The 22,023-nt window shown below is 65.7% G+C and carries 25 protein-coding genes and 1 tRNA gene; 13 read left to right on the forward strand and 13 right to left on the reverse strand.

The features are described 5' to 3' along the window. Positions 1–11 precede the first annotated feature (11 nt). The 3 genes from hutC to HLA98_RS13480 all read left to right on the forward strand — a co-directional run bounded on the left by hutC (position 12) and on the right by HLA98_RS13480 (position 1,418). Positions 12–740, forward strand: a complete 729-nt coding sequence (gene hutC / locus HLA98_RS13470) for a histidine utilization transcriptional repressor HutC (RefSeq protein WP_057500595.1) — start codon at positions 12–14, stop codon at positions 738–740. A 94-nt stretch (positions 741–834) separates the two neighbouring features. Further along, a complete protein-coding gene (locus HLA98_RS13475; RefSeq protein WP_080392887.1) occupies positions 835–1,017 on the forward strand; it encodes a type II toxin-antitoxin system HicA family toxin in 183 nt (60 codons plus the stop codon). Positions 1,018–1,025: 8 nt separating this feature from the next. Beyond that, a complete protein-coding gene (locus tag HLA98_RS13480) occupies positions 1,026–1,418 on the forward strand; it encodes a type II toxin-antitoxin system HicB family antitoxin (RefSeq protein WP_057500594.1) in 393 nt (130 codons plus the stop codon). 146 nt (positions 1,419–1,564) lie between these two features. Here HLA98_RS13480 and HLA98_RS13485 read toward each other — a convergent pair whose 3' ends face one another. The 3 genes from HLA98_RS13485 to HLA98_RS13495 all read right to left on the reverse strand — a co-directional run bounded on the left by HLA98_RS13485 (position 1,565) and on the right by HLA98_RS13495 (position 3,661). Further along, positions 1,565–2,575 carry a restriction endonuclease gene (locus HLA98_RS13485; protein WP_057500593.1) on the reverse strand — a complete coding sequence of 337 codons (1,011 nt, stop codon included), beginning with the start codon at positions 2,573–2,575 and terminating at the stop codon, positions 1,565–1,567. 238 nt (positions 2,576–2,813) lie between these two features. After that, entirely contained in the window at positions 2,814–3,305 is a 492-nt protein-coding gene (locus HLA98_RS13490) for a phasin family protein (protein WP_049448558.1), read from the reverse strand. 80 nt (positions 3,306–3,385) lie between these two features. Next, positions 3,386–3,661: a polyhydroxyalkanoic acid system family protein gene (locus HLA98_RS13495; protein WP_005417302.1), complete on the reverse strand. Its 276-nt coding sequence runs from the start codon at positions 3,659–3,661 to the stop codon at positions 3,386–3,388. Positions 3,662–3,786: 125 nt separating this feature from the next. On the opposite strand from HLA98_RS13495, the gene HLA98_RS13500 reads away from it, so the two are divergent. From HLA98_RS13500 to aroA, 4 genes are all read left to right on the forward strand, one after another. Then, the gene (locus tag HLA98_RS13500; protein WP_049448556.1) at positions 3,787–4,593 is read left to right on the forward strand and encodes an FHA domain-containing protein; all 807 of its coding nucleotides are present in this window, start codon (positions 3,787–3,789) and stop codon (positions 4,591–4,593) included. 281 nt (positions 4,594–4,874) lie between these two features. Further along, a complete protein-coding gene (gene serC, locus HLA98_RS13505) occupies positions 4,875–5,960 on the forward strand; it encodes a 3-phosphoserine/phosphohydroxythreonine transaminase (RefSeq protein WP_057500592.1) in 1,086 nt (361 codons plus the stop codon). A 51-nt stretch (positions 5,961–6,011) separates the two neighbouring features. Further along, positions 6,012–7,211 carry a prephenate dehydratase gene (gene pheA / locus HLA98_RS13510; protein ID WP_057500591.1) on the forward strand — a complete coding sequence of 400 codons (1,200 nt, stop codon included), beginning with the start codon at positions 6,012–6,014 and terminating at the stop codon, positions 7,209–7,211. Positions 7,212–7,287: 76 nt separating this feature from the next. After that, positions 7,288–8,595, forward strand: coding sequence for a 3-phosphoshikimate 1-carboxyvinyltransferase (gene aroA, locus HLA98_RS13515; protein ID WP_057500590.1), 1,308 nt, complete (start codon positions 7,288–7,290; stop codon positions 8,593–8,595). Between the two features lie 212 nt (positions 8,596–8,807). Here the strand turns inward: aroA and HLA98_RS13520 are convergent, their stop codons facing one another. Further along, positions 8,808–9,380 carry an energy transducer TonB gene (locus tag HLA98_RS13520; RefSeq protein WP_057500589.1) on the reverse strand — a complete coding sequence of 191 codons (573 nt, stop codon included), beginning with the start codon at positions 9,378–9,380 and terminating at the stop codon, positions 8,808–8,810. A gap of 119 nt (positions 9,381–9,499) precedes the next feature. Beyond that, the gene (locus HLA98_RS13525; RefSeq protein ID WP_057500588.1) at positions 9,500–10,138 is read right to left on the reverse strand and encodes an energy transducer TonB; all 639 of its coding nucleotides are present in this window, start codon (positions 10,136–10,138) and stop codon (positions 9,500–9,502) included. Positions 10,139–10,251: 113 nt separating this feature from the next. Between HLA98_RS13525 and serS the strand changes: the two genes are divergently transcribed. Further along, positions 10,252–11,532, forward strand: coding sequence for a serine--tRNA ligase (serS, locus tag HLA98_RS13530; protein WP_057500587.1), 1,281 nt, complete (start codon positions 10,252–10,254; stop codon positions 11,530–11,532). Positions 11,533–11,727: 195 nt separating this feature from the next. Here serS and HLA98_RS13535 read toward each other — a convergent pair whose 3' ends face one another. Further along, complete coding sequence (locus HLA98_RS13535) at positions 11,728–12,078, reverse strand: hypothetical protein (RefSeq protein WP_057500586.1); 351 nt, start codon at positions 12,076–12,078, stop codon at positions 11,728–11,730. A 215-nt stretch (positions 12,079–12,293) separates the two neighbouring features. Continuing rightward, positions 12,294–12,881, reverse strand: a complete 588-nt coding sequence (locus HLA98_RS13540; RefSeq protein ID WP_057500585.1) for an FMN-dependent NADH-azoreductase — start codon at positions 12,879–12,881, stop codon at positions 12,294–12,296. Positions 12,882–13,007: 126 nt separating this feature from the next. Between HLA98_RS13540 and HLA98_RS13545 the strand changes: the two genes are divergently transcribed. Next, entirely contained in the window at positions 13,008–14,000 is a 993-nt protein-coding gene (locus tag HLA98_RS13545; protein WP_005410175.1) for a LysR family transcriptional regulator, read from the forward strand. A 55-nt stretch (positions 14,001–14,055) separates the two neighbouring features. Here HLA98_RS13545 and HLA98_RS13550 read toward each other — a convergent pair whose 3' ends face one another. After that, positions 14,056–15,126, reverse strand: a complete 1,071-nt coding sequence (locus tag HLA98_RS13550; protein WP_057500584.1) for a DUF4241 domain-containing protein — start codon at positions 15,124–15,126, stop codon at positions 14,056–14,058. 124 nt (positions 15,127–15,250) lie between these two features. Here HLA98_RS13550 and HLA98_RS13555 point away from each other — a divergent pair. Then, positions 15,251–15,340, forward strand: a tRNA-Ser gene (locus HLA98_RS13555). A gap of 65 nt (positions 15,341–15,405) precedes the next feature. Here the strand turns inward: HLA98_RS13555 and HLA98_RS13560 are convergent. After that, positions 15,406–15,621 carry a helix-turn-helix transcriptional regulator gene (locus HLA98_RS13560; RefSeq protein ID WP_057500583.1) on the reverse strand — a complete coding sequence of 72 codons (216 nt, stop codon included), beginning with the start codon at positions 15,619–15,621 and terminating at the stop codon, positions 15,406–15,408. A gap of 13 nt (positions 15,622–15,634) precedes the next feature. On the opposite strand from HLA98_RS13560, the gene HLA98_RS13565 reads away from it, so the two are divergent. Further along, complete coding sequence (locus HLA98_RS13565) at positions 15,635–16,240, forward strand: hypothetical protein (RefSeq protein ID WP_057500644.1); 606 nt, start codon at positions 15,635–15,637, stop codon at positions 16,238–16,240. Between the two features lie 665 nt (positions 16,241–16,905). On the opposite strand, the gene HLA98_RS13570 is transcribed toward HLA98_RS13565, so the two are convergent. Beyond that, positions 16,906–17,127: a hypothetical protein gene (locus HLA98_RS13570; protein ID WP_129550508.1), complete on the reverse strand. Its 222-nt coding sequence runs from the start codon at positions 17,125–17,127 to the stop codon at positions 16,906–16,908. 377 nt (positions 17,128–17,504) lie between these two features. Between HLA98_RS13570 and HLA98_RS13575 the strand changes: the two genes are divergently transcribed. After that, positions 17,505–17,849, forward strand: a complete 345-nt coding sequence (locus tag HLA98_RS13575; protein WP_331852468.1) for a hypothetical protein — start codon at positions 17,505–17,507, stop codon at positions 17,847–17,849. Here HLA98_RS13575 and HLA98_RS13580 read toward each other — a convergent pair. Both HLA98_RS13580 and HLA98_RS13585 read right to left on the reverse strand, forming a co-directional pair. Next, positions 17,843–18,208 (reverse strand): DUF6713 family protein, encoded by a 366-nt coding sequence (locus HLA98_RS13580; RefSeq protein WP_057500581.1) that lies wholly within the window; start codon positions 18,206–18,208, stop codon positions 17,843–17,845. The two genes, HLA98_RS13575 and HLA98_RS13580, sit on opposite strands and share 7 nt — an antisense overlap. 188 nt (positions 18,209–18,396) lie before the next feature. Continuing rightward, positions 18,397–21,150, reverse strand: coding sequence for a UvrD-helicase domain-containing protein (locus HLA98_RS13585; RefSeq protein ID WP_057500580.1), 2,754 nt, complete (start codon positions 21,148–21,150; stop codon positions 18,397–18,399). 178 nt (positions 21,151–21,328) lie between these two features. On the opposite strand from HLA98_RS13585, the gene HLA98_RS13590 reads away from it, so the two are divergent. Next, on the forward strand, positions 21,329–21,538 hold the full coding sequence (locus HLA98_RS13590) for a hypothetical protein (protein WP_232015504.1): 210 nt from the start codon (positions 21,329–21,331) through the stop codon (positions 21,536–21,538). Positions 21,539–21,607: 69 nt separating this feature from the next. Here the strand turns inward: HLA98_RS13590 and HLA98_RS13595 are convergent, their stop codons facing one another. Next, complete coding sequence (locus tag HLA98_RS13595) at positions 21,608–21,940, reverse strand: hypothetical protein (protein WP_232015505.1); 333 nt, start codon at positions 21,938–21,940, stop codon at positions 21,608–21,610. Positions 21,941–22,023 lie beyond the last annotated feature (83 nt).

The raw sequence follows: 22,023 nt of genomic DNA on the forward strand, positions 1-22,023 counted from the left end.
GACCCCATTACGTGAAGGCCAGCAAGTCCGCCACGCTCAACCAGCGTATCCGCAGCGATCTGGAAAGCCGCATCCTCAGCGGAGAATGGGCGCCGGGCTTTCGTATTCCGTACGAACACGAGCTGATGGAGCAGTACGGCTGCTCGCGGATGACGGTGAACAAGGTGCTGACCGCACTGGCCGAGAGCGGCATGATCGAGCGTCGCCGCCGCGCGGGTTCGTTCGTGGCGCGGCAGCCGCCGCACCTGGAGCAGGTGGCGCTGGAGATTCCCGATATCGCGATGGAGGTCGGCTCGCGCGGCCATCAGTACGCCTATCGTCTGCTGCAGCGCGAGCTGCGCCTTGCCGACGCTGGCAATGCCGGTGAAGTGGAGCTGGCCGGCCAGGAGACGCTGCTGGCGATGCGTTGCCTGCACCTGGCCGATGGCCGTCCGTTGGCGCTGGAGCACCGCCTGATCAGTCCGGTGGGCGTGCCCGAGGTGCTGGAGGTCGATTTCAGTACCACCGCGCCGGGTAGCTGGCTGCTGCAGAATGTCTCGTGGACCCGTGCCCAGCACCGCATCAGTGCCTGGGGCGCGGATCCTGCCACCGCCAAGCTGCTGGACGTGAAGCCCGGCACCGCCTGCCTGGTGATCGAGCGCCTGACCTGGCGCGGTGAGCAACCGATCACCCGCGTGCGTCAGGTGTTCCTGGGGGATGCCTGGGACCTGGTGGCGCGCTTCGCGCCGGGCGCGCGATAGGGATTCCATCCACGCATGGCGTGGATCTACTGGGCCGAAACGGCTGTCGCCTTGAACTCTGTCGGAGCGTGTGTACGATGTGTATCGTCCCTGCATGGAGAGCAGGGACCTCATCCGGGAACTGGAAGCGGCAGGTTGGATCTGTCGCCGGATCCGCGGATCCCATCATGTATTCGTGCACCCGCAGCACCCTCACATCATCACCGTTCCTCACCCAAGGAAGGATCTGGGGAAGGGGCTGGTGCAGGCGTTGCGGAAGCTCGCGGGACTGACGTAGGAGGGCCCATGCGATATCCAGTCTTGATCGAGGCAGGCGATGAACGCACCGCGTGGGGTGTGGTCGTTCCAGATCTGCCGGGGTGCTTCTCGGCGGCCGACACGCTTGACGATGCGCTCACTGCGGCGGAAGAGGCGGCGCTCGCCTGGATTGATGTGGCCCTCGATGAGGGGCGTTCGATTCCGACACCTTCCGCGCCGCAGAAGATCGCGGCCGAGGCATCCAAGGACATCCGTTGGATTCTTGCGTACATCTGCATTGATCCAGCTCTGCTGGACGACACCATTGAGCGGGTCAATATCAGCCTGCCACGCCGGATCCTGGCGAGGCTGGATGCGCAGGCCAGAGCGGCGGGTGAATCGCGCTCCAGTTACATTGCCCATCTCGCGGCATTGGGCTGAGCAGGCGCCATGTGCAGCCGAGCCGATGCTCGGCTGCTGTTCGCGCGTGGCTCAACTCTGCAAAGGCATCCACGCGTGGCGTGGATCTACCAAGGGGTCGCGCATCGGGATTCAGTAGATCCACGCCATGCGTGGATGCTGCCCCATCAATACGTAGCGCACTGCCGCCAGCGCACCGGCTCATCCACGCCGGGGCGGGCGTTGAGCTGGATGCGCACGTTGCGCAGGGCGGGGTAGTGCAGCACTTCCTCGCAGACCTGTGGCCACACCGCGTCCAGCTCGCCGGTGCGGTTGATGGCCAGCGTCTGCCGGGTCAGCCAGACGCCGCTGGCGATCCCAGGCTTGCCGGCCAAGGCGCGGGACAGATCGGACTGGAAGCGCTCCAGGGTCGCGGCATCCGGGTTGGGGTTGCTGCGTGCGTCGGTAGAGGGCGTGGCCGGTGCAGGCGCGGCGGCCGTTGGCATGCTGGCGGGCGCCGGCGCCGGTTCGGACGCCACCTCAACCGCAGGCGCGACCGGGGCGGGGACGACCGCCACCTCGGCAACGGGCGGGGCGTCCTGCACATGCAGCCCTTGCAGGCCCAAGCCGACCAGCAGGCCCAGCGTGGCCGAACCCAGAGCAGCAATGGCGATCCGGCGCAGGGCTTCATGGCGGGCGCTGGCGCGCACACGGGTTTCGATTTCCGCCGGCAGATAGGGCTGCAGCAACGGCCACAGGCGCGGGCCGTCCAGCACCTCGACCGCCTGCTTCTCGGCGGCGCTGCGGCCGTCGCGTTCCATCCGGCCTTCGGTCAGCAGCACGCCGCCCTTGGCGCCGGCCAGGCGCGCGGCCGCACCCAGTTCGTTCACTGCGGCGGTGCCGATGCGGTACGCCAGGCCGTGCTTGCACGACACCAGCCAGCTGTTGGGGCCGTCACTGAGCAGGAAATCGCTGCTCGGCTCACGGGATTCCTCGCCCGGGTCATTCAGCTCTCGCAGGCCGCGCTGCTCGCGCAGCATGCGCTTGACCAGTACCGAGAATTCGCGCCAGTGCATGCCGGCCAAGGCCTGCAGGCCGAGTTGCATCTCCTTCTGCCGCCGCTTGATCCACCACAGATAGACAACGGCCAGGGAACAGGTAAGCAGGGCCGACAGCAGGGCCAGGATCCAGGGGAGCATGCAGGAGTAGGGCGGAAGGGGCGAAAGCGGAGAGCGACAGTGTAAAGGTCGCGATGCCCGGCTGGGTCAGGATGTTCCTGACAGGAAGCGTGATGGAGCGCGCAGATCGGTATACGGCGGACACGAAAAACCCGCCAATCCTGAAGCCGTGAGGGGAGGGAACAAACGGCAGCCGAAGCGATTGGCGGGTTGCTCGCGATTGTCAATCAAATTTTATTGCATTGCAACATGCGCCCGGTCAGGGCACGCCGCCGGGTGACTGGTGGCTGCCAGGTGCGGGGGCATCGGCGCCCGAGGCCGCACGGTTTTCCAGCTTGGCCAGCCGCGCGTGCAGCGCGTCGATCCGGGCCTCCAGCGCAGTCACCTCGTCGGCAGTGGGTACGTGCAGGCGCTTGAGCACGCCCTGCACCTGGTCATCAAAGGCCTTCTCAACCTTGGTCCAGGTGCCGGAGGCCCTTTCGCGGGCCTCGTCCAGCGAGGTCTCGACGTTGTCGCGCCAGCCCGGACCCTGTTCGCCGTGGCGTTCACGGCGGCGGGCCTCCCAGGCTTCGCCTTCCTTCACCAGACCATCAAAGAAGCGGCTGCCTTCAGCCTGTGCACGGCCAAGAGCGCCCAGGCCGGCCAGCCAGACCTGCTGCGCCGAGTCACTCAGCTTGCGCGAGAAGCGCTCGGCCTGGTCACCGAACGAGGCGTCGTCGTTGCGGCGGTCATCGTTTTCGTAGTGGTTCATCGCACTTCCCGTGGGAGTTGGGCCTGTCCCGAGAGTAGCGCGCGTTGGCGTTGCACGGCCGTGACGGCCGCCGCCGGGGTTCAGCCCAGCTTTTCCTTCAGCACGCGCTGGATCTCGCCTTCGACCATGCCCTTCATTGCCGACAGCAGGAAGCCGAGCTTGGCGGTCACGCGCACGGCGCCCGGCTGCAGTTCGATCGCACCGTCCACGCCGCTGCCGGAGAAATTCAGTACGTCGGCGGTCCAGGACGACTTCAGGCCGAAGCGCTCGGACAACTTGGCGGCAACCTGTTCGATCGCGGCGCGCGCCTGTGCGTCGGGCAGGGCGTGGGCGTGGCGGACATCGATGGTGGACATGCAGGCTCCTGGCGCAGGGCGGGGATGATCAATGAGGGCGAGCATTGTGCGCATCGAGGGCCTCCGCGCCAAGCACTCATCGTGGGTTCTTCTTCGTTGGCGGCCAACCTGCTAGGCTGCGCCGCGTGCAGAACCTGCTTGTTCACTTCAGTCAACAACAACAGCCCGACCAGCCGCTGAGGCCCGGGGTGCAACGCATCGTGCGCCAGGCCAACGGCAGTGTGCGGCTCGGCGATGCCGGCAACGGCGCCCTGCTGCTGGCGCAGTTCTGCATGGACGATCGCGGCCTCTGGTTGCAGGTCGGCAACGGCATCCGCGGCATCCACGTGAACGGCCGTCCGGTGCGGCGCATGGCGCTGCTGCGTGCGGGCGATGCGGTGTACGTGGATGGTGTGGAGATGGTCCTGCAGGGCGAGGTAGAGAGCCTGCTGCAGGCGCCTGCGCCGAAGAACGACGACGGCTCCGATGAGCAGCAGCGCCTGCTGCGCGGCGTCGGCGGCCTGCACCATGGCCGCAGCTTCACGCTGTCGCGAACCCGCTTGGTCGGTCGCGGCGGCGACGCCGACATCGAGATCAATGAGCCGGCCTTCGCCGAACAGCACGCCCGTGTGGAAGTGCATGGCGAGCGCGTGCTGCTGCGCGATCTGGGCAGTGCCGACGGCACCCGGGTCAACGGTGTGGCCGTGCGCCACTGCTGGCTGCAGGCGGGCGACCAGGTGGTGTTCGATGGCCAGCACCGGTTCGTGCTGGAAGTACCGCATGACCCACGCCGACGCCCGCTGCCGGATGAAGACGAGTCCAGCCAGGACGCCGAGCAGGCGCCGGTGCTGCCGGCCGTGCCGCGCAGGGTCCGGCGCTGGCCGTGGCTGCTGGTCAGTGCGCTGCTGCTGGCCGCGCTGCTCAGCCTGCTGCTCTGGTTCGGCGCGCGCTGATCTGCTTCCGCTGGGGCTGCTTTGGTAGATGCCGACCTGGGTCGCACGTTGCATCAGGGCTCATGACGCCTGGCAGCACACGGCTTTGGTAGGTGCCGACCTTGGTCGGCACGCTCCTTCGGTGGCCATGACGCCTGACGGCGTACGCCAACCAAGGTTGGCGGCTACCGGTGCTGTGCGCCCGGCCAATGGATTCCAATGAAACCAAATTTCCCTTGCGCCACAAGGCCGCAAGGCTGGTGCACTGCGGCATACTAGGGGTCTTGCCCCACAGGTGTGACATGACGCGCGCGTTCAACTTCAGTGCCGGCCCTGCAACCTTGCCGGAATCGGTCCTGCGCCAGGCGCAGGCGGAAATGCTGGACTGGCACGGTACCGGTGCCTCGATCGTGGAAATGAGCCATCGCGGTGCGGAATTCATGTCCGTTGCTGCCGAGGCCGAGGCCGACCTGCGTCGCCTGCTCGATATCCCCGACGACTATGCGGTGCTGTTCCTGTCCGGTGGTGCCACCACCCAGCAGGCGCTGATCCCGCTCAACTTCGCCGCCCCCGGCCAGCGTGCCGATTACGTGGTCAGTGGCCACTGGGGCAAGACGGCGGTCAAGCAGGCCGGTGTCTACGTCGACGTCAACATCGCCGCCAGCAGCGAGGCCAACGGCTACCGCGAGCTGCCGGCGCGTGCCGACTGGCAGCTGTCACCCGATGCCGCCTACGTGCACATCACCGCCAACGAGACCATCCACGGCGTCGAGTTTCGTGATGTGCCCGACACCGGCAACGTTCCGCTGATCGCTGATTTCAGCTCGTCCATCGCCAGTGAGCCGCTGGACGTGCGCCGTTATGGCGTGATCTATGCTGGCGCGCAGAAGAATCTGGGCCCGGTCGGCATCGCGGTGATGATCATCCGCCGCGACCTGCTCGAGCGCAGTGGCCAGCCGCGTGCGGACATCTTCGATTACCGCTCGCACGTCGCCCGCGATTCGATGCTCAACACCCCGCCGACCTGGAACTGGTACCTGGCTGGCCTGGTGTTCAAGTGGATGCTGGCCGAAGGCGGCGTGGCCGAGTTCGCCAAGCGCAACGCCGCAAAGGCCGCGCTGGTGTACGGCGCCATCGACGGCTCTGGCGGCTTCTACCGCAACGAGGTCGCACATGCGGCCCGTTCGCGCATGAACATCCCGTTCTTCCTGCCCGATGCCGAACTCGACGCCCGCTTCGTCGCCGAAGCCAAGGCCGCTGGCCTGCTGGCGCTGAAGGGGCACAAGGTGGTCGGGGGCATCCGCGCCTCGCTGTACAACGCCATGCCGCTGGCCGGGGCCGAGGCGCTGGTCGCCTTCATGGCCGATTTCCAGCAGCGTCACGGCTGAGCAATGAACGGCGCGCACCGTCGGGTGCGGGCCCCGCAACAAGGAATTCCGATGGCAAGCAGCAAATCCAGCAAGACGGCGCCGAAGAAGGCGGAACCGGCCAAGGACAGCGCGTCCACCAAGGCGAAGGGCAAGGCCAAGGCCGCCTCGAACCCGGCACCGACCCAGGCGCCGCTGGCACTGGCCGATGTGCGCTCGAAGATCGACCAGATCGACCGCGACATCCAGAGCCTGATCGCCGAGCGCGCGCGCTTCGCCCACCAGGTCGGCAAGGCCAAGGGCAAGCTCGCCGCCGCCGTCGACTACTACCGCCCCGAGCGCGAAGCGCAGGTGCTGCGCATGGTGGTGGACCGCAACGAAGGCCCGCTCAGCGATGAGCTGCTGGTGCACGTCTACCGCGAGATCATGTCGGCCTGCCTGGCCCAGCAGGAGCCGCTGAAGATCGGTTACCTCGGTCCGGAAGGCACCTTCAGCCAGCAGGCCGTGCTCAAGCACTTCGGCCGCTCGGCGCTGGGCCTGCCGATGGCCAGCATCGAAGAAGTGTTCCAGGAAGTGGAAGCAGGCAATGCCGATTTTGGCGTGGTGCCGGTGGAAAATTCGGGGCAGGGCACCATCCAGATCACCCTGGACATGTTCCTGACCTCCAACCTGAAGATCTGTGGCGAAGTGGAACTGCGCGTACAGCAGTACCTGATGTCGCGCAGCGGCCGCATCGAGGACATCGAGCGCATCTACGCGCATCCGCAGTCGTTCATGCAGACCTCGGCGTGGCTGCGCGCCAACCTGCCGAAGGCCGAGAAGATTCCGGTCTCGAGCAATGCCGAAGGTGCGCGCCGTGCGCGCAACGCCGATGATGCGGCGGCCATCGGCGGTGAGAGCGCCGGCCATGTGTACGGCCTGAAGAAGGTGGTCACCAAGCCGATCCAGAACGATGCCGACAACACCACTCGCTTCCTGGTGGTGGGCCGCAACATCTTCCCGACCTCCGGCCACGATCGCACGTCGGTGCTGGTGTTCATCCATGACAAGCCCGGTGCGCTGTTCGACGTGCTCAGCCCGTTCGCCCGCCACGGCATCAGCATGAACCGCATCGAGTCGCGCCCGTCGCACCACGGCAAGTGGGAGTACGGCTTCTTCATCGACCTGGCCGGCCACATCGACGACGCGCCGATGCAGGCCGCGCTGGCCGAACTGGAAGCGCACTCGGCGCAGATCAAGGTGCTGGGTTCCTATCCGGTGGCCGTGCCCTGAGAGTTGCTGTGGCGGCCTCGGTCGCCGCCCCCTGATGCATCGCCGGCGCTGCCGGCGTTTACGGAATGATCGAACGATGAGCAACGCGCAACACTGGATCGCCCGCAAGGGCCAGCCGCTGCAGGGCAGCCTGACCATTCCCGGCGACAAGTCGGTCTCGCACCGCTCGGTGATGTTCGCCGCGTTGGCCGACGGCACCTCGCATATCGAAGGCTTCCTGGAAGGCGAAGACACCCGCGCGACCGCGCGCATCTTCAGCCAGCTGGGCGTGCGCATCGAAACCCCCAGCCCGTCGCAGCGCATCGTGCACGGCGTCGGTGTCGACGGCCTGCAGGCCCCGGATGCGCCGCTGGACTGCGGCAACGCCGGCACCGGCATGCGCCTGCTGGCCGGCCTGCTGGCAGGCCAGGCGTTCGACTGCACGCTGATCGGCGATGAGTCGTTGTCCGGCCGCCCGATGCGCCGTGTCACCGGCCCCCTGTCGCAGATGGGCGCGAAGATCGACACCCAGGACGACGGCACACCGCCGCTGCACGTGCATGGCGGCCAGACGCTGCATGGCATCGACTTCGCCTCGCCGGTGGCCAGCGCGCAGATCAAGTCGGCGGTGTTGCTGGCAGGCCTGTACGCACAGGGCGAAACCAGCGTTGTCGAACCGCACCCGACCCGCGACTACACCGAACGCATGCTGTCCGCGTTCGGCGTGGACATCGAATTCTCGCCGGGCAAGGCGCGCCTGCGCGGTGGCCAGCGCCTGCGCGCCACGGACATCGTGGTGCCGGCCGACTTCTCGTCTGCCGCGTTCTATCTGGTGGCTGCCAGCATCATTCCCGGCTCCGAGCTGCGCCTGAAGCAGGTCGGCCTGAATCCGCGCCGCACCGGCCTGCTGCACGCGCTGCGGCTGATGGGTGCGGACATCACCGAAGAGAATCCGGCCGAGCAGGGCGGTGAACCGGTGGCGGACCTGGTGGTGCGCTACGCCCCGTTGAAGGGCGCGCGCATTCCGGAAGAGCTGGTGTCGGACATGATCGATGAGTTCCCGGCGCTGTTCGTTGCGGCAGCAGCGGCCGAAGGCCAGACCGTGGTGAGCGGTGCCGCCGAGCTGCGGGTGAAGGAATCGGACCGCCTTGCGGCGATGGCCACCGGCCTGCGCGCGCTGGGCATGCAGGTGGACGAAACCGAAGACGGCGCCACCTTGCACGGCGGCGTGCGCCTGGGCAGCGGCACCATTGAAAGCCACGGTGACCATCGCATTGCCATGGCGTTCGCCATTGCCGGCCAGATCAGTGACGGCGAAGTGCGCATCAACGACATCGCCAACGTCGCCACATCCTTCCCGGATTTCGATGGCCTGGCGCGCAGCGCCGGGTTCAACCTGGCCTGATCAGCATCGCGACCGCCGGGCCATGCCCGGCGGATCGCACTGCCTGGCAGGTGCCAACCTTGGCCGGCACGCTCACATCAGCCGGTAGGTGCCAACCTTGGTTGGCACGCGCACCTCACCCGGTAGGTGCCAACCTTGGTTGGCACGCCTTTCCGCATAAAAGGACGGAGGCCGAAGCCTCCGTCTAAACATCACGAACCCCTCGTCCGCGATCAACGCTGCTCGGTACGGAAATCCACCGGGACCCGCACCACGCTGGCGACGGCACGGCCTTCGTGCATCGCCGGCTGGAACTTCCAGTTCTGCACGGTGTTCAGCACCGCACGATCCAGGTCGCGGCTGCGCTCGCCGCTGCGCGAAACGATCGCGGCATTGGCGACGTTGCCGCGGGTATCGACATTCAGGCTGGCGATCACGCTGCCCTGCACGCCACTACGCAGCGCGGCGGCGGGGTAGGTGGGCATGCGGTTGCTGGCCAGCGGGCGGGCCTCACGATTGCGCACCACCGGTGCGGCCTTCCGCGAAGCAGTAGCCGGCGCCGTCTGGCGCGCTGCGGGCGCTGCTGCATCGGCTACTACGGCCTGCTCAGGGGCTGGCAACATGCGCTCGCCGACCGGCGCCGGCGCCACATCTTCCTGGTTGGAATGACGCAGCCACAGCAGGGCGGCTGCAAACATCGCCACGATCAGCGCGATCCACATCCAGGGCGACGTGGGCTTGTGCTGCACGCTTGAATCCTGCTGCAGCTGCGGCGAATGAAGGTCTTCGTGGGTGGTGGCAGTCATCGCAAACTCCTTCCGTCAATGGACGTCGTGGGCAGTGTTGCCCGAGCCATGGACGGGAAGTGTCAGCGTTGCGTCAACGTCGCCGGCAGGGTTCAGTTTGCCTGCCGGGAAGTGTTCAGTTACTGCGTCTTGAAGTCGAACGGCACTTCAATGCTGCCGGGCACGGCCTGGCCGTTGCTCTGCGCCGGGGTGAAACGCCAGCGGCGCACGGCGTCGGTGGCGGCACGGTCGAGTTCGCGCGAACCGCTTCGCTGGATCACCGTGGCGTTGTTGGGATAGCCGGTGGCGTCCACATCCACGCGTACCACCACGGTGCCGGTGTCACCGGCGCGCAGGGCAGCGGCGGGATAGGACGGTGGCGGCGACTGGCCGGCAATCGGCATCGGTTGGCTGTTGCCGGTCGTGGCCGGCGCCGCGCCCGGGGTGGCCGGGGCCGGCTCGGTGATCGGGGCGGGCGGCGGCGGGGCGGTTTCGACCAGCTTCGGCGCTTCCTCCTCCACCGGTGCCGGCTTGGCGTCCGGCATGTCGCTGGAACCGGCCGCAGCGGCCAACGGTTCCGGCAGGGGCTCGACCTGGGCGGTTTCCTGCGGAGTCTGTGCGGCCGGGTCGGCGCGGAAGAACTCCTTGTCACGGCCGGTCAGCCAGACCAGCACGAACAGCAGCACGCCTACGCCGAAGGCGATGCCGGCGATCTTCAGGGCGTTGCGCGGGATATGCACAGTGAACGACTTGGCGGACGACGAGCGGGGTGCAGACATGGACCGGACCAGTACGGAATGGCTCGATTCTGCCACGGCCAGAATGAACCGGGCGGCAGAAATCCGTATAACAAGCGATAATCCCATCCCTGATACCCACCACGACACCTGCCATGCTTGATCCAGCCCTGCTCCGCCACCAGCCCGCCGACCTCGCCGAACGCCTGCGCACCAGCCGCGGCTTCGAGCTCGACGTGTCTGCCCTGGAGTCCCTGGAGGCCGATCGCAAGCGCATCCAGGTGCGGACCCAGGAGCTGCAGAGCCTGCGCAACAGCCGTTCCAAGGCCATCGGCCAGGCCAAGGCCAAGGGCGAAGACGTTTCGGCCATCATGGCCGAGGTCGCTGCCTTCGCCGACGAGCTGAAGGCCTCGGAAGTGGCCCTGGATGAGCTGCGCGAGAAGATCGAAGCGATCTCGATGGGCATTCCGAACCTTCCGGCCGATGACGTGCCGGCCGGTGCCGACGAGAACGACAACGTGGAGCAGGCGCGCTGGGGTACCCCGCGCCAGTTCGACTTCAAGGTGCTCGACCACGTTGAGCTGGGCGCCCGCAATGGCTGGCTGGACGGCGAGACCGCGGCCAAGCTGTCCGGTTCGCGCTTCACCGTGCTGCGTGGCCCGATCGCGCGCCTGCACCGTGCGCTGGCCCAGTTCATGGTCGACCTGCACACCGGTGAGCACGGCTACGAGGAAACCAACGTGCCGCTGCTGGTCAACGCCGATTCGCTGCGCGGCACCAGCCAGCTGCCGAAGTTCGAGGACGACCTGTTCAAGACCGCCGTGGGTGATTCCACGCGTTACCTGATCCCGACCTCGGAAGTACCGCTGACCAACATCGTGCGCGACGAGATCGTCGATGCCGAGCGCCTGCCGCTGCGCATGACGGCCCACTCGATGTGCTTCCGTGCCGAGGCTGGCAGCGGTGGCCGCGATGTACGCGGCATGATCCGCCAGCACCAGTTCGAGAAGGTCGAGCTGGTCTCGATCAGCCGCCCGGAAGACAGCGACGCCGAACACCAGCGCATGACCCGTTGCGCCGAAGTGGTGCTGGAAAAGCTGGGCCTGCCGTACCGCAAGGTGCTGCTGTGCACCGGCGACATGGGCTTCTCGGCGGTGAAGACCTACGACCTGGAAGTCTGGCTGCCGTCGCAGGAGACCTATCGCGAGATCTCCTCGTGCTCGAACTGTGGTGATTTCCAGGCCCGCCGCATGCAGGCGCGCTGGCGCAACCCGGCCACGGGCAAGCCGGAGCTGGCGCATACCCTGAACGGCTCGGGCGTGGCGGTTGGCCGCGCGATGATCGCGGTGATGGAGAACTACCAGAACGCCGACGGCAGCATCACCGTGCCGGAGGCCCTTCGCCCGTACATGGGCGGCCTGGAAACCATCGCCTGATTTCCTGATCGGGCGGTGCTGCGGCTCGGGTGGGTGCCATGCTTGGATGGCACTGCTGCGGCTGTGGTGGGTGCCATGCTTGCATGGCACCGAATCCACGCATGGCGTGGATCTACTGGAGGATGTTGCACGCGCCCGGCATGATTTCACCGATGCCCCAGTAGATCTACGCCATGCGTGGATGAACCACCGTGATCACTCCACAGCGCGCAGCTTCTCCAACGGCACCCATCCCGGTTCGCCCGTCGCCGGCACGCACCACGCCCAGCCATTGAGCGTGCGCTCCCCACGCAGCAGCTGCCCGGGATCCACATCCAGTTCCCGCGCGCAGTAATCCTCCGTGGCAAACGCGCCACCCTGCGCATCCCGACCGATCACAGGCGCCGGTACGAATCCAGGCCGCTGCCCTCCGGCTTCGCACAGGAACCAGTCGTCCCAGCCCTCCGGGCCTTCATAACGTTCGCCCACCACCAGTGCCTGGCCACGGCGCAGGGTGATCGGGTGCGGAAACTCGCTGCGGTGTGCAGTGGTCACGATGTAGTTCATGGCCCCAGCCTAACGTTCTGGTGAGCGCCGTGCATGGCAGCGAATCCACGCACACGTGCAGCAGATCCTCGCCATGCGTGGCTGGGGCCCTCTGACCAGACACAAAAAAACGGCCCCGCAAAGCGGGGCCGCCAGGGTGGGCCGGGATGGGGGAGGGGATCCGGCCCGCGTTCAGCGCCCAGACGAGGAGAGAGGGGCACCGAACGCTGGAACGCTTATGCAGCGGCGGCTTCGGTCGCTTCGTGCGACGGCAGTGCTGCCAGCGCACCGGCAATGGCGTCTTCACGGTGCTGCGGCGAGTAGGCGATGCCTTCGGCGCGCACGAACTCGACCTCATTGATGCCCATGAAGGCGAACACCTGGCGCAGGAATGGCTCCTGGAAGTCGGCCGGCGAGTCGGTGTAGATGCCGCCACGGCTGCTGGCGATGATCACCCGCTTGCCACCGGCCAGGCCCACCGGGCCGTTCTCGGTGTACTTGAAGGTGCGGCCGGCCACGGCCACGCGGTCGATCCAGGCCTTCAGCGTGGACGGGATGCTGAAGTTGTACATCGGTGCGCCGATCACCACGATGTCGGCCTCAAGGAACTGCTGCATCACCTGTTCGGCATCGGTTGCCTCGGCGGCGTCGGTCCTGGCCAGCGAGCTGCTGCGCAGATGCGGTACCGGATCTGCGTCAAGATCGCGATAATCGACCTGCAGGCCGTCGATCTGGCCGGTGAAGCGGGCGACCACGGCGGCCGACAGCTGGCGGGACACGGAGTTGTCGCCAAGCACGCTGGCGTCGAGATGCAGAAGCTTCATGGCAGTCACCTATGTTCTGGGAGGAAGGGGCGGGGTGCCCCGCCGACGGAGAGAACGATAGGTTGTTGCAAAGGCGGAATAAAGGTGATTGAATGCCACGTATTGTTCTAGATATGGAACTCGGGCATGCATGACCTGAATGATCTGTACTACTTCGCGATGGTGGTCGACCACGGCGGGTTCGCCGCCGCCGAGCGTGCACTGGGTATTCCCAAGTCGCGCCTGAGCCGCCGCATCAGCCAGCTGGAAACCGACCTGGGTGTGCGCCTGCTGCAGCGCTCCACCCGTCGTTTCGCGGTCACCGACGTCGGCACCAGCGTGCACCGCCATGCGCAGACGATGCTGGCCGAGGCCCAGGCCGCCCGCGAAGTGGTGGACCGCCTCAGTGCGGAACCGCGCGGCGTGGTGCGCGCCAGCGTGCCGGTGTCGCTGGCGCAGATGCAGCTGCCCAAACTGCTGCCCAAGTTCCTTGAGCAGTACCCGAAGGTGCGCCTGCAGTTGAACATCAGCAACCGCCGCGTGGACATCATCAACGAAGGCTACGACGTGGCCCTGCGCGTGCGTTCGCGCCTGGACGACGATGGCAGCCTGGTGATGCGCAGTTTCGGCCAGGTGCAGGAACTGCTGGTGGCCAGCCCGAAGTACCTGGATCGCGCCGGCCGCCCGAAGGACCCGGAAGAGCTGACCCAGCACGTCACCCTCAGCATCAGCGAAGACGAAGCGCGCCAGCGCTGGGAACTGCACGGCCCGGAAGGTGAAGTGCGCCGGGTCGACCTGCAGCCGCGCGTGGCCGGCTTCGACTTCCCGCTGCTGCAGAGCATGGTGAAGGACGGTTTCGGCATCACCATGCTGCCGGAAACCGTCTGCGCCGACGCCGTGCGCAACGGCGAGCTGGAAGTGGTGCTGCCCGACTGGTCGCTGCCGCAGGGGGTGTGCCACGCTGTGTTCGCCTCGCGCCGCGGCCTGCTGCCGGCGGTGCGCGTGTTCATCGACTTTCTGGCCGAGCACCTGCCGCCGCAGCTGGAGGCCTCGCGCCTGGATTGCGGTGGTGCCTGTGAAAAGGCCAAGGAGCGGATCAAGGCCAGTGCGCTGGGTGCGCTGGCGGTGGATGCGGGCTGAGAATGCAGGAAGGTAGCGCCGGGCCATGCCCGGCGTTTCTGCTTTCCGGCCCCGGTCAGTTCCGGCCGAACAGCCGGTCCCAGAAGCTGCGCCGCGGCGGTGCGGCCGGTGCGGGCTCGGCAATGACCGGTGCTTCCAGCACCGCTATCAGCTCCGCGCTGCGTGGTTTCTTCAGGAAGCGCGCATAGTCCAGATAGCTGGTCACCTTGCTCATGTGCAGGCGCTCGGGCATCGCCGGCAATGTGCCGCCCTGCAACAGCACCCGCAATGCCTGCGGACGATCCAGGCGGATCGCCTCGAACAGCGCGGTGCCGCCGCATCCGGGCTCAATCTGGTTGGCGCGCTGTGGCGCATCCTTCAGCAGGTCACGCAGTGCATCCCCGTCATCGCGCTCCACGGCGGCCACCAACCGTGCCAACGCTTCGGCTTCTTCGGGTGGAAGGCTTTCGCGATAGGCCTGGTCGGCAATCTCGCGCTCGTCGCGCCCATCGCCGCCCTGGATGCACAGGAAATCGGTGACCAAGGCGACCGGAATGCCGGACGTATCCAGCGCCCAGTAGCTGGGATAGACGCCGTCGCCCCAGCCGCTGGTGAATACGACCAGTCCATGCGGTGAGTCCTCGCCCCAGGGACGGTACTCGGCGCCTTCATCCAGGCCATCGTGGTCGATCAGCGCATCCGACCACTCGCTGTCTTCGTCGCCATCGGCCTGTTCGATCAGGGCCAGCAGTGCCTGCTGGGTGTCGGTGTCCATGAAGCAGCCGATGCCGGCGTCGACCGGATAGCCGATGAAGCTGTCCTCATCCAGGCCGGTCAGGTCCTGCGTGGTCCAGCGCGCCATCTGCCAGTGCAGGGCGGTCGCAGTGAGGGCTTCGCGGGGCTTGAACCAGACCACGGCCAGTGCCGGGCGGCCGCTGTGCACGATGATCTCAACCGGATGCCGGCCCAGCGGGGCGGTGTAGTCGGCCAGCGCAGGCGCCTCAGCCTGGACCAGCGGATCGCAGACCACCAGATGCCCACTGCTGACCGGCAGGTGCCCGGCGAACGTGCGGTGCAGGGCCACTGCGGCCAGCTGGGTGTCGTCCAGCAGGGTGGTGCGCAGGTTGGCCAGATCGAGGTGGGCCATGGCGGCTCCGATTGCAGTGAAGGCCCCACCGTGCCGGATGCGAAGGGCGGGGGCAAGGGTGGTCTTGGGCAAATGCCCTTCACGTGCGAGAATACGCCGCTGCCCGGGCGACCGGGACCCGATTGGAGAGATGGCCGAGCGGTTTAAGGCACCGGTCTTGAAAACCGGCGAAGGGTTAAACCTTCCGTGGGTTCGAATCCCACTCTCTCCGCCAGCCTTTGCAAAAAGCTCCTAGAAATAGGGGCTTTTTCGTTTCTATAGCCTTTGCTAACCGCCCGCCTACCCATCCACCTGCAAAGGTCGATTCTGCGCGATTTGCTGCCGAACCCAGCCTTGCACCTCAGATTGCATCCAGAGTGCGCGGCGACCGATGCGGATAGAGCGCGGGAACCGACCGGCCTTGATCTCGCCATAGATGAAGGTCGTGCCCATTCCGGTCATCTGGCGCACGCGATCGAGCGATAGGAGCTCTTCCAGTTTTTCAGCCGCGCCCATGGGTGAGTCCGGTATGAGCATCCTCAACGTTCTGTTACGCCCTCAGCTCCTGGTCGCGGTCGATACTCTCGCGGAGGACGCCCGCACCAGAGCGCATTCGTCCGGCGCAAAGATGCTGCTGATCCCGCAGTACAACGGGGTGTTGGCGGCACGCGGGTCCACTCAGTTCTTTCTCCGCATCTATGAGCTCGCCCTCCAGGCAAGCTTCCGGACAGACTTCGAGCAGCTGACAAAGGAACTGGGGCTTGTGATCGAGAAGGTATGGCCGAGCTATGAGCGTGCTGCGGTCGACGCGGGCCTTCCGAAGCAGAGCTTGGGCACGGAACTTGTGCTTGGCGGCTGGCCGCCGGAACGTGGGCGGATGGAGGCGACGGCCTACGCCAAGAGCGACAGTGCTGTTCCCGCGATTGTGCAACCGCTAGCCGGGGGGCTGGCTTCGCCAAGTGAACCACTGAGAGGCCGCCCGGACAGTTTTGCGTCGCAGGACGTCTTGGCTGCGGCGAGGCTTCAGGCGAACTACCTCAACGAGAAGATGGGCCGGCAATTCGCAGGTGGCCGCCTGCTGATCGGGTTGCTTCAGCAGGGGCAGGCGGTGGTGAAGGACCTTGGCAGCATCTGAGTGCATTGGCCTATCAAGGTCGAGCTGTGCGCTGCGGTCCTTGGGTAGACCGCAGCGCACATCAGTCAATCTGTTACTTGGTTCTTACGGGCGTCCATCCGTAGTTCCATAGGAGTTCCGGCGCCATCGATTGACACGGGAAGGAGCCGATGAGGGTGCATGCTTCTTGTCGTGTGAAAGGCGGGTTGCCTGCCAGGATGATGGATAGAGTGTTGTCTACGCCCACGTGACACTGATCGTCTTCAGGCGGGCAGAATTCGGTGGCTCCGCATCCCGTAGTGATCTTTAGGAAAATGGAAGACGTCGTGTTGCCTCCCGACCATTGCACACCATTGCAGTATGTGGCGGTCTGCCCTATTGGTGAGCCGTTGGCGTCAAAGTAGATGTAGTTGCTCGCCTTGTAGCGAGCAGCGCTTGCGCTGGTGCTGATGGCTGTGAGCGACAAAGCCAGTAGAAACAAATTCACTGCTTTCACTGATACACCTCCATATGTAGAAATTGCACGCATCGACTAGGCTGCATGGAAGGTTCACTCGCGCGTGTTCAGCAAATCGTCCTCGCTCTGGAACCTCCATGTCGGCAAATTGAGCCCTGTGGCATTGTCGTAGGGCTGGATGCAGCACTTCGTTGAAGAGCGCAGCGGCAAATGCAGCTGCGCCTGAACGTCACTGGAACTCGATGACTTCACGCATCGGTTGTGTCCAGGTGTCGGTCACCCAGCAGGTTCCCTCGTGGCAGAACGTCTGCGTGCATCGGGCCATGCCGCCGCCGGCAGGCACGCACGACGTGTGGAAAGAGGCAGCGTTAGCTGCGGGAACTACGCCTACAGCACCGGCCGCTCCAGCGGCAGCAACGACCAAACCAAGCAAGACACTTTGGATCTTCATGATCACTCCATTGTCAAGTTGATGAATGCCCGGTGGGCAACCGGAAGGTCTCAACCGACTTGGATGCTGGCAATAGGAAAATTGCTCACGACTCTGTAGGGAATTGCCGACAGGGCCGCTGGGAAGGGCATTTTTTGGGGGGGGGCTGAGCAGTTAGGGCCGACTACTGAGCGAATCGCAGCGATTGAGGCGGCCAACTGTATCCTTCCGGCCATGCTTCCCTCGAAGGGCTACCAAGGCTTCCGAACCGCCCCGATTCCCTCCTCTGGCTGGGTCCAGACGGGTGAGCGCTGGGCGCTCTGGCACAACGCCGCGAGACGGCCAGCGTCACGCCTGATGGCGGTCCTGGGGTCCGGCTATGGATGGAAGGCCAGAAGATGTGGCACACCAAGGAAGCGCGCGCTGCCAACGTCCGGCAGGCGAAGCGTCATGCGGGGCGCTGGTGCGCCGCCAGGCCGTATCCCGAGCTGCCTCTGCGTGAGGCCGTTGCCCGGCTGACCGACAGCAGCCCGATCCAGCCGCCGCCGCCGCCCGGTCTGCCACCGACCCGCGAGCAGCAGCAACAGGCTCGGCGCTTGGCCGAGGCCGGAGCGAAGGAGGTCGAGCGGATCAAGGCGGCGCTGGAACCGCGCCGACCGCCGAGGGAGACCAAGCCCAAGGCAAAGGATCCCATGAAGGCGTGGGTCGGGGCGGCGCAGGCCCAGCTCCGCCGTGGCTACTGACCAGTGGCCGGCTTCCGGCTGCTAAGCAGCAGGCCGGCGCCGGCGATGAGACATGCTGCTAGGACTGCGATGGACAGAGGGAGATGGAATTCCTCACGCCCAGCAATTGCAAATGCGACGTGGATTGCCGCAGTGCCGGCACCCACCAACCCGCATAGGCGGGCATACGCTCGCGCGGACGGCTTGGCCAGCGCGACCTGGCGATACCCGCGCAGCAGGGCGCCCACAGCGGCCAGGTTGAAGACCAGGAACCCTTGGATCCCGCCCGGGACACTGAACATGTCCCATTCATGCCAGAAGGCGGCGTCGATCTGGTGCAGGATCAAGGCTAGCAGTGTTGCCAGATACCACCGTTCCATGGGGAGTTCCATCCAAAAGTGTGCGAAGTCTAGCAGCCGGGTTCCGCTGAAGAGCAGGGCAAGCGTTATGCCGGGCCCAGGTGCGCGGCCAGGTTCTATCCTGACTTTCATCTGCGTGGCGCCGTTGCCAAGATGATCGATAGCGCTTCGATCCAACCGGCACCCCAACACCCCTGCCGCCGACCCGGCTACCCGCGCCGCACACCCTTTGGCTTGTTATGGCACAACGGATAGCTGGAGCACGACCGGAAAGCCCCATGCGGCCCATTCCGGTCCACGAACACGCCCACCTTGCACACCGGGCAGCGCTCTTCGTGAATGGCCGCGCCCGAAATCGCGGTCACTTCCACCGCGCCGTCCCGCACCAGCTCATCCAGGAATGGCGAGTGCTTCCCCTGCAGGGTGAACATCGCAACCGAGCGTCGCGCACGCGTCAGCGCGACATAGAACAACCGCCGCTCTTCGCTCAATGGGTAGGTATCCCCATCCGGCATCGCCAGCGAAAGCACCGGGTCATCCGCGCGCAGGCTCGGAAAGCTGCGGTTGACCATGCCCGGCAGAACAACGTAGTCCGCCTCGCGTCCCTTCGACCGATGGACCGTGAGGAACTCGACGTCCATCATGCTGCCGAAGGCCGTCTTCCAATCCGAAGGCACTGCACCCCGATCCGCGCGGTAGCGCCCCAGAACAAAGACCGTCACGCGCCCGTTGCGGCCCTGTGGAACGGCACCGGACAGCAGCTGCTGATGCAACGTGGCGAGGTATTGGCGAACGCCATCCTGCACCTCCTCACGCCGGTGCATCTGGAACGCCTGCAGCACCGGGCCCATTGCGGGCGCAGCAGAGCGAACTTCCTTGGTGATCTGCGCGGGATTGCGGCTGATGAAGCGGCTGGACACATCGCACAGTGCCTGCGGGCAGCGGAACGTCTGTTCCAGTTTCAGCACCTGGCCATGCCCCATCCACTCGCGGAATCCGGTCATCACCGAAACGTCGGCACCGGCGAAGCGATTGATCGATTGCCAGTCATCGCCCACCGCGAACAGATGGCGGCCCGGTTGGCTGACCAAGGCGCGGCAGAGGCGCGCACGGGCGCGCGATGCGTCCTGGAACTCGTCGGCCATCACCAGTTCGTAGGGTGATTCATAGTGGCCCTGTTCCAGCAGCCCGGCCGCCATGTTGAGCATGTCTTCGAAGTCGATGCTGCGCTCGTCAGCCAGTGCGTTGTCCCAGGCCTGGAAAACCGGCCCTGCGATTTCCAGGAAGCGACGGTGTCGCTCCTTGAACTGATCCTCGGGCATCTGCCGCAGGCGTGCGGCCATATCGTCCAGCGTCAGGCAGTTGCTCTTGGCATGGGCAATGAAGGTGCGCATCAGGCCGATCAGGTCCGCGTCCGGCATCGGCTTGGCGCCCTGATCGGGCAGCTCACGATCCGGGTTCGGGTCGAGTTCGATGTCAAACTCGCCAAGCTTCTCTGCGAGGTCCAGTAGGGCATGTCCGCTACGCAGGCCAAACGAGGTCGTCTCGACAAGGGCCGTGCCGCGCGCCACATGCTGCTGGCGCTTCCAGTGCATGCCTTCGGCGTAGTTCGAAAAGTGCTTCGGCGGTTGGCCATCGGCATCCAGTGCAAAGTGCTCGTGATACAGCCCGGCGTCCGGATAATAGAAGTCGGGGCGATACTGGCGGTGGGTGTCTGTCGCGGTATCGAACTCGTAGCGTCGCTCGTAGTCGTACGTCACGCCGTTGTAGAAGAGCCAGTCGGCGATCACGCATTCTTCCAGGCTCTTTACCCGCTCACCCTGCAGCGTGCGGATATAGGGCGAGCCATCGCGGTCGTAACCATCGGCATCCATTTCCGCACCGAATGGCGGCAGATCGCGCCCGAACACCAGGCGGAACATGTCCCATTGGGTGCGGAAGTGGGTCGAGCGATCCTTCAGGTCGTCCACCAGTTCGGCCAGCTTGTTGAAGCCCAGCGTCGCGTCGACCGCCCATTCCGGGATGTCGGGCTTGCGCCCTGTGGCTTTGGCGATGATGGCCAGGCCCAGGGCGTGGAAGGTCCGGGCCTCCACTACGGTGTTGCCCATGCCGAGCCGGTCGAAGCATCGCTGCGCGCGCTCTTCCAGCTCCTTCGCGGCGTCCTTGTTGAAGGCGAGCATCACGATCCGTTCGGGTTCGACAAAGCCGCGATCGATGGCATAAGCGGCCTTGGCGACCATCGTGGAGGTCTTGCCAGAGCCGGCGGAGGCGACGACCTGCACGCGGTTGTCGAAGCAGATGACGGCGCGGGCCTGTTCTTCGGTCAGGGGCTTGCTCTCGACCCGGTCCAGGAAGTCCCTGGCAAGCTCCAGTTCGCGTGTGGCCATGGTCGCGTTGGCGTCGGCCCACACGGCGGGCCAGTCCAACTGCCAGTCGTGCAGGGCGTCCAGTGCGGCGCGGTGGACGGGCGAATGCAGGTCCTCGTGCACGTTCTCATCGAGGAACAGCCGTTCCAGTTCGTCTGGCTGAAGGGGCAGGGCGGGGCGGTCGGCCAGCAGCGCTTGCTGCTGTTCGTGGCTGATCCAGCGGCGGCCGGTAGCGCATCGGTCGGTGAGGGCATCTGCTTCGGCCAGCCACGACTGGATCTGCTCCAGAATTGTGTCGAACAGTGCCCTGCGCCCTCGCGTGGTACTCGCAAAGCGTACCTGCTGCAGCGCTGTCTCAAGCCGGGAGGCCTGGCCGTTGGGCAGTCCATCCATGGTCAGAACGCCGTCGCCCCGGGTCTGCAGCATGACCTTGGCCCAGAAGAGCCCAGGAACGACCTGCACGCGCTCGTCGTCAGCCACCAGCTGCCGGTACTGGCGGCCTTCAATCAAAAGTTCAACATGTTCGCCGTCAAGCCACAGCTGCCAGTCCGGCGAGCGGGTCACACGTAGGCCCCAGCCAGAGGGGCGCCATTCCATAGACATCCAGATATTGCCTTGCGTACGTCAACTGGGCTTGCAGGACCCTTACGCCTCCATGATAAGGGGCCTTGACGACGCGCGTGGCCTTTCGTTTCACGGTAGGCCGTGCGACCGGCTTCATTGACGTGGGCGAAAGCCGTTGCCAGCATGAAGCCTGTGGATGTGGACGCCGATAATGGAAATCGACTGGAACCGTGTGGGTACCTTGAAGCACACCGCCGGCGGCTACGATATCCGCACGGATGCACTGAAGAGTCTGGTGACCGCTGCAATGCAGGGGCACGAGGGTGATGTCTCGCAGATGCGCATCGAGATGGAAGACGGCGTCGTCCTTCTGCCAGACGAGATCAGGCGCCTGGCATTGGCGCGGAGTCGCATCCGCTAGCCGCACCGATTGGCGCTGGACCCGGTTAGCCTGCGGCAACTCCGGGTGCCAGCACCTGCCAGCACGGAATCACTCGTAGGCGCGGTCCCGCCTTGTGGGAGGCACCTCAACCAGGTCTCCCCGCCGGATCAGCTCATCCAGATCCACGGCCGATGCTGCCAATGCCTCCTGCGCATCGAAATCCCATTTGTTCCTGTACTCACGCCCCAGAAGATCGCAGACCGCCTTGGCGCGCTGGTAGGCATCGTTCTTCGCGTCATCCTGCATCAACTCATCGCGATGGATCTGGCAGAGCATCAGCTGGTGTGCGTCTTCACCGCGCTCGCGCTCCCAGGCAATGTCGGGCAGGCCGGAAAGAGCGGTCGCAAGTGCGAGTGCAGTCATTGACATGGCGGTGTCCACAGTCGGCGGAAACCTGAGCGTATGCGAGCGGCAGTGGCAAGCGACCACCGCCGCCCGCATGGTTTCATGACGTGTTCACCATT

The sequence above is a fragment of the Stenotrophomonas africana genome (genome assembly GCF_013004645.1).
Classification (GTDB): domain Bacteria; phylum Pseudomonadota; class Gammaproteobacteria; order Xanthomonadales; family Xanthomonadaceae; genus Stenotrophomonas; species Stenotrophomonas africana.